The following is a 12199-nucleotide window of genomic DNA, read 5'->3' as shown; positions in this document are numbered from 1 at the left end:
TCATCCTGGCGTCGGCGGTGCCGGGCATCTTCTCCGCCGGCGCCGACCTGGCTGAACTGGGCACGCTGCCCAACGATCCGCCCGCGCGCGGCGCGTTTCGTCGGACGATGGCGGAGGGGATCGAGGCGATCGCCGCGCTGCCGATGCCGGCGATCGCGGCGGTCGACGGCGGCTGTTACGGCGCGGCGGTGGCGCTGGCGATCGCCTGCGACCTGCGCGTCGCGGGGGATGGTGCGGTGTTCGCCACCACGCCGGCCAGGCTGGGCATCGGCTATCCCGGCAGCGACGTCGCCAGACTGATCGCGCGGATCGGGCAGGGACAGGCGGCCCGGATGCTGTTGTCGGCCGATCCGATCTGCGCCGACGAAGCGCACCGCATCGGGCTGGCCGAATTGCGCGCGCCCGATGCCGGGGCGGCGGCGCGAGCACTGGCCGGGCGCATCGCCGCGCTGGCGCCCGGCGCGGTGGCACAGCTCAAGCGCACCATCGCCGATCCGCTCTCGCCACGGGTCGCGCCTGATTTCGAGGCCGCGTTCGGCGCCGCCGAGTTCGCGGAGCGTCTCGCCGCCTTTCGCGAGCGTGCGCGATGAGCCCCGATATCCTGCCCGGCACCGGCAACGTGCTGCTGGTGTGCGATCATGCCTCCAATGCGGTGCCCGCCGGTATTGACCTCGGCATCGCGCCCGACCTGCTCGGCCGGCACATCGCGATCGATATAGGCGCGGGGGCGCTGACCCGCGCGCTCGCCGTGCGGATCGGCGCACCGGCGGTCGTCGCCACGGTCTCGCGGCTGGTGATCGACACCAATCGGGAGGTCGATCACCCGACGCTGATCCCGCCGGTCAGCGACGGTCATCCGATCCCGGGCAACGTCGGCGCCGACCGCTTCGATCGCATCGCCCGTTTCCACGCCCCCTATCACCGCGCCATCGCCGCCCGCATACGCGCGCATCGCCCGCGCCTGATCCTCGGCATCCACAGCTTCACTCCGCGCCTCGAAAGCGCCGCTGCCGCCGCCGATCGGCCGTGGCAGATCGGTATCCTGTCCAACCGCGATCGCCGCGCGGTCGGGCCGGCGCTGGCGTTTCTGGCCGGGCAGGGGCTGATCGTCGGCGACAACCAACCCTATTCGGGGCGCGTGCTCAATGCGACGCTCAACCGCCACGGCGAGGGGCAAGGCATCGCCTCTGCGGGAATCGAGATTCGCAACGACCTGCTCGACGATGCCGCCCAGATCGCTCGCTGGGCCGAAATCCTGGCGCAAATGATTGCGGCGGTGGGTAAGGACCTTGCGTGAACATCCGATCTCGCGACATAGGCGGAATGTGATGCCGATGCGGAAATCCAGCCTGATCGTCCTGCTGGCGCTGGCCGGCTGCGGCTCGGGCAGGTCCGATCCGGCGGCGATCGCCCGTGCCGATGCGGAGGCGAAGGCATCGGGTGATCGGGTCGATTGCGCCCCGCCCGGCGCCGACACCTTCGCCCCGGTCTGCACCATCCAGCGGGAGCGCGGCGCGGACGGGCTGGTCCTGACGATCCGCCAGCCCGACGGCGGCTTCCACCGCCTGCGCAAGACCCAGGACGGTCGGGGCGTGATCGCGGCCGACGGCGCCGAGCCGGCGGTGGTCAGCGTGGTCGATCCAGCGACGATCGAGGTCGCCATCGGCGGTGCGCGCTATCGCCTGCCCGCGACCGTGGGTCCGTTGCCCAAGGCACCATGACGCCGATCGAGGGGCAGCCGATCCTGACCGCCGCGGCGATGCGCGCGGCGGAGGATCGCGTGATCGCGGCCGGCACCACCGTCGGGACGCTGATGGAGCGCGCCGGCGCCGGTGTGGCTCAGGCGGTCCACCGTCTGGCCGGTTCCGCGCCGGTGCTGATCCTGTGCGGGCCGGGCAACAACGGCGGGGATGGCTATGTCGCCGCGCGAGTGCTGCGTGAACGCGGCGCCACCGTGCGCGTCGCCGCGCTGGCCGAGCCGAGGACCGAAGCCGCCGCCGCCGCGCGGGCCGGCTGGACCGGCCCGGTCGACGCATTTCCCGACGACTCGGCGTACAGCCCGGTAGTGGTCGATGCGGTGTTCGGCACCGGCCTGTCGCGCCCGGTCGAGCCGGCGGCGATGCGCGCGATCGACGCATTGGTGCAAACGGCCCGCCTGTCGATCGCGGTCGACCTGCCCAGCGGCGTCGACACGGACACCGGGGCGGAGATCAACCGCTTCCAGATCCCGCAGTTCACGCACACGCTGGCGCTGGGCGCGCTCAAACCGGCGCACCTGCTCCAGCCGGCGGCTGCCGCCTGTGGCACGACCCGACTGGTCGACATCGGGCTGGATCTCGATTTGACCGCGTCGCCGCGCGACAATGTCAGCGCCGACGAAACGATCGGGCGCCCGCGCATGCGCCCGCCGCAACCGTGGATGCACAAATTTTCGCGCGGGATGGTCGCGGTGATCGGCGGCGCGATGCCGGGCGCGTCGGCGCTGGCGGTGCAGGCGGCGATGCGCGCCGGGGCCGGCTATGGCCTGCTGCTGACGAACGCCCCGGTGGAGGTGGCCCACGCCGTGGTGCAGCGCCCCTGGTCGTCGGAGACATTGAGCGCCGCGATCGCCGGCAAGCGCAACGTCGCGGTGGTCGTCGGCCCCGGCCTTGGCCGCGACGCGGGGGCGACCCCCCGGCTCGAGGCGGCGATCGCCACCGAGCGGCCGCTGGTGATCGACGGCGACGCGCTGCACCTGCTGCGGGACCGGCATTTCGATCTGTTCCGCGCGCGCGCGGCGGCTGGCGATCGTGATCCGCGCGTCGTGCTCACCCCGCATGAGGGGGAGTTCCAGGCGCTGTTCGGGGACTGGTCGGGGTCGAAGATCGACGCGGCGCGCGACGCGGCGCGGCGATCGGGCGCGATAGTTGTGTTCAAGGGCCCCGATACCGTCGTGGCGCATCCCAACGGGCACACCAACACCGCGCTTCCCGTCAGTGCGTGGCTGTCGACCGCCGGGACCGGCGACGTGCTGGCCGGTATCATCGGGGCGACCGTCGCCGCCGGGGCATTCGACGCGGTCGAGGCTGCGGTGTGGATGCACGGCGAGGCGGCGCGGCGGCTGGGCGGAGCGTTCATCGCCGACGATCTGGTGCGCGCGCTTTCCGCGGTGCGGGCCGCGTTGTGAGCGTCGCGGAGATCGTTCGCGTCGCCGCGCGCGGCGATGGCGTCACCGCCGATGGTCGCCACGCCGCGTTCGCCGCGCCCGGTGATCTGCTCCATCCCGACGGCGCGCTGTCGCCGGGGCCGCACCACCGGACACCGCCGTGCCAGCACTTTCCAGTATGTGGCGGGTGTCAGCTTCAACATCTTGATGATGAAAGCTATTCGGCATTCGTGGGCGATCGCGTGGTGGGCGCGTTGACGGCGCAGGGGTTGGCTGCGGACGTGCGGCTGCCGATCCTTTCGCCGCCCCACGGCCGTCGCCGCGCGACGCTCCACGCCGAGCGGCGCGGGCGGCGGGTGCTGCTCGGCTTCACCGAGGGCGCCAGCCACCGGATCGTCGATATGCGCGAATGCTGGGTGCTCGCACCCGAACTGTTCGCGCTGCTCGCGCCGCTGCGCGGCCTGCTTACGACGCTGATGCCCGATCGTGGTCGCGCCAACATCCACCTCGCGCTGACTGATCGCGGGCCGGACGTGCTGATCGAATCGAAGATCGCCGAATCGTTGGCGGCGGCAGAGGGCATCGTCACCTTTGCCGAGCGGCATGGCGTCGCAAGGATCGCGGTCGACGAAGGGCTCGGCCCGGAAACGCGGTGGGAGCCGGAGCCGGTGACGATCACGCTGGGCGGGGTCGCGGTGCCGTTTCCCCCGGCCAGCTTCCTCCAGGCGACGCGCCACGGCGAGGCGGCGCTGGTCGCGGCCGTGCGCGAAGCGGTGGGCACGCCCGCCGCGACCGCCGATCTGTTCGCTGGCCTCGGCACCTTCACCTTTGCCTTGCCGGGCAAGGTCTATGCGGCGGAGGCGGCGCGCGATGCGATCCTGGCGTTGAAGGCGGCGGCGGGGGCGGCGCGCCGAATGGTGTTCGCCGAGCATCGCGATCTCTTCCGCCGGCCGTTGACGCCCACCGAACTGGACCGGTTCGACGCGGTCGTGATCGACCCACCCCGCGCCGGCGCCCGCGATCAGGTCGAGCAACTGGCCGGATCACGCGTTGCTCGTATTGCCTATGTATCGTGCAATCCCAGTAGCTTCGCACGTGATGCCAAGCTTTTGTGCGAGGGTGGATATCGCCTCGACTGGGTGCAGCCGGTTGGGCAGTTCAACTGGTCGACGCATGTTGAACTGGCGGCGGCGTTCAGTCGTCAGGGGTAATCCGCGCGGATGAAGTAGAGGCCGTCCGGTGGCGCGTTCAGCCCCAGTGTCGCCCGATCCCGCGCCTCCAGCGCGCGGGCCATGTCGTCCGGCGCCCATTTGCCCTGGCCGACCAGCGCCAGGCATCCGACCATCGAGCGCACCTGATGATGGAGGAACGATCGCGCGGAGGCATGGACGGTGATCCGCTCGCCGTCGGCCACCACGTCCAGCCGGTCGAGTGTGCGCAGCGGGCTATCGGCCTGACAATGTGCCGAGCGGAAGGTGGTGAAGTCATGCCGCCCGATCAGATGCCGTGCGCCCTCGGCCATCGCTTCGATATCGAGCGCGGTCGGAATACGCCACATCAGCCCCCGGTCGAACGTTAGCGGCGCGCGGCGGGTTACGATCCGGTATTGATAATGGCGTGCAACACACGAGAATCGCGCGTGCCAATCGTCCGGCACTACCTCGCAGGCGAGGATCGCGACCGGATCGGGCCGCAGCCGCGCGTTGAGCGCCTCCATCAGCCGGAACGCCGTGATCGGCTTGGGCGTGTCGAGATGCGCGCGCATCCCCGTGGCATGGACGCCCGAATCGGTGCGCCCGGCGGCGTGAACCAGCACCTGTTCGCCGGTGATCGCCTCCGCCGCCGCCTCGATCGCGCCCTGTACGCTGGGGCCGTGATCCTGCACCTGCCAGCCCATGAACGGGCGGCCGTCATATTCGATCGTCAGCGCGAAGCGGGTCATGCCAGCCGCGTACCCGCCGGCGCGGAAAACCCGCGCAAAAACTCGTCTGGCGTCATGACACCGCGCCCCGCGCGCTGGACCAAAGTCGGCCGGATCGCACCTGTGCCACAGGCGATGGTCAACACGTTGTCGATGATCGTGCCCGGCGCGCCGTCCGTCGCCACCACTTCCGCCGCGAGGATTCGCACGCGCTCCCCCGCAATCTCGACATAGGCGCCGGGCGGGTTGAACGCCCGGACCTGCCGCGCCGCCGCCTCCGCCGTATCGCTCAGGTCGATGCGCCATTCGCTCTTGTCGATCTTGGCGGCATAGGTCACGCCACCGCCGGGCTGGGCCACCGGCGGGTAGCCGGTGAGATCGGCGAGCACGTCCACCATAAGCGCCGCGCCGATCGCGGCGAGCTCGCCAGTCAGCGCCCCGGCGGTCTTGCCGTCGACGGTGGTCCGCGCCTCCGCCCGCACCGGCCCGGTATCGAGTCCAGCCTCCATCTGCATGATGCACACACCGGTGTCGGCGTCTCCGGCCAGGATCGCGCGCTGGATTGGAGCGGCGCCGCGCCAGCGCGGCAGAAGCGAGGCATGGACGTTGAGGCAGCCGTGCACCGGCGCATCCAGCACGGCTTGCGGCAGGATCAGGCCGTAGGCGGCGACCACCGCGACATCCGCCGCCAGCGCGGCGAAATCGGCCTGCGCCTCCGCCCCCTTGAGCGACACCGGCGTGCGGACCGGAATGCCGAGCATCTCGGCACGGGCGTGGACAGGGGAGGGCACGAGCGCCTTGCCTCGCCGTCCCCCGGGCCGTGGCGGCTGGCTGTAGGCGGCGATGACGTCATGCCCGGCCTCGACCAGCGCGTCGAGCACCGGCACCGCGAAATCGGGCGTTCCCATGAAGATGATGCGCATGTCGCTTCAGGACACCGTGGCGTCCGCCTGCGCAACCCCCTATCTGTTCCGCATGGCTTCCCCAGAGATCGAGACGCTCACCCAGGCGCTGGCGCGATTGCCGGGCCTTGGCCCGCGTTCCGCGCGCCGCGCGGTGCTCCATTTGCTCAAGCGGCGCGAGGCGGCGCTCGGCCCGCTGCTGGCCGCGCTGGCGGCGGTCAATGATCGGCTGGCGACCTGTTCGACCTGCGGCAATGTCGACACTACCGATCCGTGCGCGATCTGCGCCGATCCGCGCCGCGACGCGCGCGCGCTGTGCGTGGTCGAGGAGGTGGCGGACTTATGGGCGCTCGATCGGTCGCGGCTGTTCCCCGGCCGTTTCCATGTGCTGGGCGGGCGGCTGTCGGCGCTGGAGGGGGTGCGGCCGGAGGATCTGGCGATCGACGGTCTCGTCCGGCGAATCGCGGCCGGCGGCATCGATGAAGTGGTGCTGGCGATGAACGCGACTCTGGAGGGGCAGACCACCGCCCACTACATCGCTGAACGGATCGAGAGCTATCCGGTGCGCGTCACCCAATTGGCGCACGGCCTGCCGGTGGGCGGCGAACTGGACTATCTGGACGAGGGGACGCTGGCGCAGGCGCTGCGCGCGCGGCGCCCGGTCGCTTGACGCTCACCGGCGGGCGGCTTAGCGCGCCTGTCATGACCGTGATGACCATCCTCGAAATCCCGCACCCTGGCCTGCGCGAAGTCGCCCAGCCCGTGGCGGAGATCACCGACCAGACCCGCGCGCTGATCGACGACATGTTCGACACGATGTACGACGCGCGCGGCATCGGCCTGGCCGCGACCCAGGTCGGCGTGACCCAGCGCGTCGTGGTGATCGACCTGCAGGAACCCGCCGAGCCGGAGGGCGAGCCGGTGCGCGATCCCAGGACGTTTGTGAACCCCGAACTGGTGTGGCTGAGCGAAGAGACGGCGAACTACAATGAGGGATGCCTGTCGATTCCCGAGCAATATGCCGAGGTCGAGCGCCCCGCGCGCTGCCGGGTAAAGTGGCTCGACCGCGACGGCGTGGCGCATGAGGAGGAGATGGACGGACTGCTGTCCACCTGCATCCAGCATGAGATCGACCATCTCAACGGCGTGTTGTTCATCGACCATCTGTCGCGGCTGAAGCGCGACATGATCGTCAAGAAGCTGAACAAGGCGCGCAAGGCGGCCTGAGCCCGAACTCGCGCCGGGTCACACTCGCGCCGGGGCACCAGTCGCGTCGGGTCCAGCCGCGCCGGGTCACACCCGCGCCGGAACGCGCCGGAACGGGTGGATAGCGGGCCGCTACGGCTTGCCGGGCGGGGCGGGCGCGGATAGGTTCGCCGTCTGTTCCCTCGCCCGAGTTTTGCCATGGACCCCATTGTTTTTCTGCTGATCCTGATCGCGCTGGCGGCGGGGGTGGCGATCGGCTGGTATCTCGGCAATCGCGCGGTCGCGGCCGCGCGCGCCGAACGCGATGCGCGGGAGGCCGACTTCAAGACCGCGATCGCCGATCTCGCCGTCGCGTCCGAACGGGTGCGCGAGATGCCCGAATTGCGCGAGGCGTTGGAGATCACCACGCAGGAACGCGACCGCGCCCGGCTCGAGCTGATGGAGGTTCGGACCAAGGCGAGCGGGTTCGAGGAACGCTTCGCCGAGTTCAAGGCCGATCGCGAGGTCATGACCGCGCAGTTCCGCGAACTGGGCGCCGCCGTGCTGACCGAGGCGCAGTCCACCTTCCTCAAGCGCGCCGATGAGCGTTTCGGGCAAGCGGGCGAGGCAAATGAAGCCAAGATCAAGGCGTTATTGTCCCCTGTTGAGATCACGTTGAAGCGGTACGAGGAAGGCTTGGCCAAGGTCGAGCGCGACCGGATCGACAGCTATGCCGGGCTGCGCGAGGCGGTCGAGCAGGTTCGCGCGGGGCAGGGGCAGGTCCGGGAGGAGACCGCCCGGCTGGTCAACGCGCTGCGCTCCAGCCCAAAGGCGCGTGGCCGCTGGGGCGAACAATCGCTCAAGAACGTGCTCGAACAGGCCGGGCTGTCGCCGTTCGCCGATTTTCAGCAGGAAGTGGTGGTCAACAGCGATGAGGGGGTTCTGCGTCCCGACGTCATCGTCCGCCTGCCGGGCGGGCGGCAACTGGTGATCGACGCGAAGTGCTCGCTCAACGCCTTTCTCGATGCCAGCGACGCCACCGACGACGAAACGCGCAACGCGTGTTTGCGGGCCCACGCCGCGTCGGTGCGCAACCACGCCCAGCAGCTCGGCTCCAAAAGCTATTGGGACAAGTTCGGGGACGCCGCCGACTATGTCGTGATGTACATCCCGGGCGAGCATTTCCTGTTCGCCGCGCTGGAGCAGGACGCCCGGCTGTGGGAATGGGCGATCGAGCGCAAGGTGCTGCTGGCGACCCCCACCAATCTGGTCGCGATCGCACGCACCGTCGCCAATATCTGGCGGCAGGAAAAGCTGGTCGATGAGGCGCGGGCGGTCGATGCGCTCGGCAAGGAACTGCACGAGCGGCTGTCGGTCGCGGCGACCCACCTGCGTCGGGTCGGCGGCGGGCTCAATTCGGCGGTCGACAATTACAACAAGTTCGTCTCGAGCTTCGAGGGCCGGGTGCTGGTCTCCGCCCGCCGCTTCCGCGACCTGAGTGTGGGCACCGGCGCCAAGGAGATCGAGAACGTCGAGACGGTCGACGCCCTCGCCAAGCCGACCGCGGGCGACGTCGCGATGCTGCCGGCGAGCGAGGATGGGGCGGCGGAAGCGGCGGAATAGGGGCGGACGGACTACTCATCCCCGTTCGTGCTGAGCTTGTCGAAGCACCCTCCTTCTTTTGCCCACGTGAGAGAAAAGAAAGGGCGGTGCTTCGACAGGCTCAGCACGAACGGGGAAGGGGTGGCATTCCGCCTCAACCGACCCAGCCCCAACCGACCCCGCCCCGACGAGTAGGCCCCGACCAAGCAGACCCTATCCCTGCTGCCCCAGCACCTCATAGGCCATCACCGCGGTCGCCACCGCCGCATTGAGGCTGTCGGCCTTGCCCAGCATCTGTATCTTGACCAGCAGATCGCATTCGGCGGCCATGTGGTCCGGCATCCCCTGCGCTTCATTGCCGGTCAGGAGGAACGTCGGTGCGGCGTAGCGTGCTGCGCGATAATCCTGGTCTGTGTCGAGGCTCAGTCCGACCAGCTGCCCCGGCCCGGCGCGCAGCCAGTCGCGGAACGCCTCCCATGACGCGCGCGCCACCGGCACGGTGAACAGCGCCCCCATGCTCGCGCGCACCGCTTCCACCGAAAACGGATCGACGCATTCATCGAGCAGGATCAGCCCGCCCGCGCCGACCGCGTCGCCGGTGCGCAGGATGGTGCCCAGGTTGCCGGGATCGCGCAGCCGCTCGGCCACCAGCCAGATCGGCGCGGCGGCGCGGTCGAGCGCGGCCAGCGGCGTGGCGAATTCGCGATAGACCCCGATCACCGCGCCCGGATTGTCCTTGCCCGACAGCTTCGACAGGATGTCGGCGTTGGTGGCGATCGCGGTGCCGCCGGCGGTTTCGGTCGCGGCGATCAGTGCCTGGGTCAATTGGTGGCCGTCATCGGCGAAGAACAGATATTCGGGCACGCGGCCCGCTTCGCGCGCCTCGGTCAGGATGCGCAGCCCTTCCGCCAGGAAGCGCCCTTCCTCGCGCCGGTGCCGCTTGTCGCGCAGGCTGCGCGCCCATTTTATCAGCGGGTTGGAAAAGGCGGTGATCTCACGCGGCATCGACGCGGCCTTTGCCCGTCCGCGACGCGGGCGGCAAGCGGTCGCGAATCAATCCTCGCCGAACCGCGATTCGACCAGCTCGACCAGCGCGGTCACCGCCGCCTCCGCGGTGTCGCCGGTGGCGCTGATCGTGATCTCGTCGCCCATCGCCGCGCCCAGCATCATCAGCCCCATGATCGATGTCGCGGTGACGCTCGATCCGTCCTTCTGGACCAGGATCTCGATCGGCTGGGACGACGCCAGCGTGACGAATTTGGCACTGGCGCGCGCGTGCAGGCCGCGGCGATTGACGATGCGAACGGTGCGGCTGACGCTCAAGCTGTGGCCTCTCCCAGGACTTCGGATGCGACGGATATGTATTTGCGCCCGGCGTCGCGCGCAGCGGCGACCGCTTCGGCCACCTTCATCGCCTTGCGCGCGCCGCCCAGGCGAATCAGCATGGGCAGGTTGATGCCGGCGATGACCTCGACGCTGCCCGGCACCATCAGCGATATCGCCAGATTGCTGGGCGTGCCGCCGAACAGGTCGGTCAGCACGATCACGCCCGCGCCCGCATCGACCGCGGCGATCGCGCGGGCGATGTCGGATCGGCGCTCCTCCATGTCGTCGTCGGGGCCGATGCAGATCGTCTCGATCGCGGTCTGCTGGCCGATGACGTGCTCCATCGCGGTCACGAATTCGACGGCGAGCCGCCCGTGCGTCACCAGAACCAGGCCGATCATGCGGTCATTTTCTCTGTCCGGTTTCATCGCGCGGCAGGCCGATCCTCAAGCAAGTCCTGGGGCGCCGTGCCCAGTTCGCGATGGGTCACCGTGGGCGAAAAACCCTCGGCGCGCAACCTTGCGGCGATGCGATCCGCCACATGAACCGAACGGTGTCTCCCGCCGGTACAGCCGATCGCGACGGTGATGTAGGATTTCCCCTCTGCCCGGTAACGCGGCAGCAGCATCAGCAGCAGCTCCTCGATCGCCGGGATCGCGGTGGCGTAGGCGGGGTCGCCCGCGATATAGTCGGCGACGGGCTGATCGAGCCCGGTGCCCGGCCGCAGCGCCTTCACCCAATGCGGGTTGCGCAGGAACCGCATGTCGAACACCAGGTCGGCGTTGCGCGGCAGCCCGCGGGCATAGCCGAACGACATCACCGACAGCACCGGCTCGCCCAGGCCCGATCGCGCGAAGTCGAGCCGGATCGCCTGTTGCAGCGCGTTGCTTTCCAGCGTCGTGGTGTCGATCAGCCGGTTCGCCCAGCGACGCAGCGGCGCCAGCAGCTCACGTTCGCGCGCGATGCCGTCCCCGGCTGGCCGGTCGATCGCCAGCGGGTGACGGCGGCGCGTTTCCGAATAGCGGCGTTCGAGTTCGCTGCCGCTGCAATCGAGGAACAGCGTGCCGATGTCATATTCGCCGGTTTCGCGCAGCCGCTTGATGCTCTGAACGATCTTCTCGCCGTCGAAACCGCGCGTCTGCGGTCCGAATCCCACCGCCAGCGGGCGGTTGCCCTGCTCGCCCTCGGGCGCGGCGGTGGCGAGCAGCCGGTGAAGCAGCCGCAACGGCAGATTGTCGACCGTTTCCCAGCCGATGTCCTCCAGCGTGCGCAGGACGGTCGATTTACCGGCCCCGGACATGCCGGTGACCAGCAGGATCGATTTGGGCGCGGTCTCGGTCATCGCGCGGCGTCGGGTGGCTGGAGCAGCGCCAGCTCGACCTTGATCGGCGCGGAGGGCTCGAGCGCGGCCAGCGCGATCTCGGCGATGTCGACGCCGGCGAAACGGCGTCGTTGCCCCCGCTCGGGCATGCGCGGCGGGGCGTCGTCGATCGCGACGATCAGCCGGACGGCGACGTCGGCGACAGGCTCCATCGCGACGATGCCGATCCCGCGCACCTCGATCTTGCCGGACAGGTTGACCGGCGCGCGGGCGAGCAGCACGCCGTGCTGGCGGGTGACGATCGTATAGTCGTCGCTGACCAGTCGCGCGCCGCGATCGATCAGCCGCAGCGCGAGGTCCGATTTGCCGGCGCCTGACTTGCCCTCGATCAGCACCGCCGCATCGCCGATCGCGACGCAACTGGCGTGGATGGTCTCGGAAGAAAGTTCGGTCATCGGGCCTGCCCGGTCAGGGGTAGCCGGACGACAAATCGCGCCCCGCTCATTCGATCCTCGCGCGATTCGACCATGATCTCGCCTCCATGCCCTTCGACGATGGTCCGCGCAATCGCCAGGCCCAGCCCCGAATGCCGCCCGAATGCCTCATCCTGCGGGCGAACCGAGTGGAATCGGCGAAAGATCGATTCGCGCTCGCTCTCCGGCACGCCGGGTCCTTCGTCCTCGACCCCGACCACCAGGTGGCTGCCGTCGGTATCCGCCGATATCGCGACGATGCCGCCGTCGGGCGAAAACGACAGCGCATTGTCCACCAGATTCTCGAACACCCGCTCCAGCCGC

At 69.8% G+C, this 12199-nt stretch carries 16 protein-coding genes; 8 read left to right on the top strand and 8 right to left on the bottom strand.

The genetic code is table 11. The features are described 5' to 3' along the window. The 5 genes from VNR91_RS00665 to VNR91_RS00645 form a co-directional block, all read left to right on the top strand. Positions 1 to 590 (top strand): enoyl-CoA hydratase/isomerase family protein (locus VNR91_RS00665; protein WP_325488867.1); only part of this gene is annotated, 590 nt, incomplete at its 5' end. Further along, positions 587 to 1297 carry an N-formylglutamate amidohydrolase gene (locus VNR91_RS00660; RefSeq protein ID WP_325488866.1) on the top strand — a complete coding sequence of 237 codons (711 nt, stop codon included), beginning with the start codon at positions 587 to 589 and terminating at the stop codon, positions 1295 to 1297. The genes VNR91_RS00665 and VNR91_RS00660, both read left to right, overlap by 4 nt. 37 nt (positions 1298 to 1334) lie before the next feature. Continuing rightward, positions 1335 to 1721: a hypothetical protein gene (locus VNR91_RS00655; protein ID WP_325488865.1), complete on the top strand. Its 387-nt coding sequence runs from the start codon at positions 1335 to 1337 to the stop codon at positions 1719 to 1721. Next, entirely contained in the window at positions 1718 to 3166 is a 1449-nt protein-coding gene (locus tag VNR91_RS00650) for an NAD(P)H-hydrate dehydratase (protein WP_325488864.1), read from the top strand. The genes VNR91_RS00655 and VNR91_RS00650 overlap by 4 nt, the downstream gene beginning before the upstream one ends. Then, positions 3163 to 4356 carry a class I SAM-dependent RNA methyltransferase gene (locus VNR91_RS00645; RefSeq protein ID WP_325488863.1) on the top strand — a complete coding sequence of 398 codons (1194 nt, stop codon included), beginning with the start codon at positions 3163 to 3165 and terminating at the stop codon, positions 4354 to 4356. The genes VNR91_RS00650 and VNR91_RS00645 overlap by 4 nt, the downstream gene beginning before the upstream one ends. Here the strand turns inward: VNR91_RS00645 and truA are convergent. After that, complete coding sequence (truA, locus tag VNR91_RS00640) at positions 4347 to 5087, bottom strand: tRNA pseudouridine(38-40) synthase TruA (protein WP_325488862.1); 741 nt, start codon at positions 5085 to 5087, stop codon at positions 4347 to 4349. The two genes, VNR91_RS00645 and truA, sit on opposite strands and share 10 nt — an antisense overlap. Continuing rightward, entirely contained in the window at positions 5084 to 5989 is a 906-nt protein-coding gene (fmt, locus tag VNR91_RS00635) for a methionyl-tRNA formyltransferase (protein ID WP_325488861.1), read from the bottom strand. The genes truA and fmt overlap by 4 nt, the downstream gene beginning before the upstream one ends. 52 nt (positions 5990 to 6041) lie before the next feature. On the opposite strand from fmt, the gene recR reads away from it, so the two are divergent. The 3 genes from recR (at position 6042) to rmuC (ending at position 8776) form a co-directional block, all read left to right on the top strand. Beyond that, positions 6042 to 6638, top strand: a complete 597-nt coding sequence (recR, locus tag VNR91_RS00630) for a recombination mediator RecR (RefSeq protein ID WP_325488868.1) — start codon at positions 6042 to 6044, stop codon at positions 6636 to 6638. Positions 6639 to 6670: 32 nt separating this feature from the next. After that, positions 6671 to 7195, top strand: a complete 525-nt coding sequence (def, locus tag VNR91_RS00625) for a peptide deformylase (RefSeq protein WP_325488860.1) — start codon at positions 6671 to 6673, stop codon at positions 7193 to 7195. A gap of 177 nt (positions 7196 to 7372) precedes the next feature. Then, entirely contained in the window at positions 7373 to 8776 is a 1404-nt protein-coding gene (rmuC, locus tag VNR91_RS00620) for a DNA recombination protein RmuC (protein ID WP_325488859.1), read from the top strand. Positions 8777 to 8968: 192 nt separating this feature from the next. On the opposite strand, the gene VNR91_RS00615 is transcribed toward rmuC, so the two are convergent. The 6 genes from VNR91_RS00615 to VNR91_RS00590 all read right to left on the bottom strand — a co-directional run. Beyond that, on the bottom strand, positions 8969 to 9760 hold the full coding sequence (locus VNR91_RS00615; RefSeq protein ID WP_325488858.1) for an RNA methyltransferase: 792 nt from the start codon (positions 9758 to 9760) through the stop codon (positions 8969 to 8971). A 48-nt stretch (positions 9761 to 9808) separates the two neighbouring features. Next, on the bottom strand, positions 9809 to 10078 hold the full coding sequence (locus tag VNR91_RS00610) for an HPr family phosphocarrier protein (protein ID WP_325488857.1): 270 nt from the start codon (positions 10076 to 10078) through the stop codon (positions 9809 to 9811). After that, positions 10075 to 10482, bottom strand: coding sequence for a PTS sugar transporter subunit IIA (locus VNR91_RS00605; protein ID WP_325488856.1), 408 nt, complete (start codon positions 10480 to 10482; stop codon positions 10075 to 10077). Before VNR91_RS00605 ends, VNR91_RS00610 begins: the two co-directional genes overlap by 4 nt. Before the next feature lie 23 nt (positions 10483 to 10505). Continuing rightward, positions 10506 to 11423 carry an RNase adapter RapZ gene (gene rapZ, locus VNR91_RS00600; RefSeq protein ID WP_325488855.1) on the bottom strand — a complete coding sequence of 306 codons (918 nt, stop codon included), beginning with the start codon at positions 11421 to 11423 and terminating at the stop codon, positions 10506 to 10508. Beyond that, positions 11420 to 11857, bottom strand: a complete 438-nt coding sequence (locus VNR91_RS00595; protein WP_325488854.1) for an HPr kinase/phosphatase C-terminal domain-containing protein — start codon at positions 11855 to 11857, stop codon at positions 11420 to 11422. Before VNR91_RS00595 ends, rapZ begins: the two co-directional genes overlap by 4 nt. Continuing rightward, on the bottom strand, positions 11854 to 12199 hold a 346-nt coding region (locus VNR91_RS00590), incomplete at its 5' end, for a sensor histidine kinase (protein ID WP_325488853.1). The genes VNR91_RS00595 and VNR91_RS00590, both read right to left, overlap by 4 nt.

This window comes from Sphingomonas sp., from assembly GCF_035555815.1.
Lineage (GTDB): Bacteria > Pseudomonadota > Alphaproteobacteria > Sphingomonadales > Sphingomonadaceae > Sphingomonas.
This window is presented reverse-complemented; position numbering and strand designations above follow the sequence as displayed.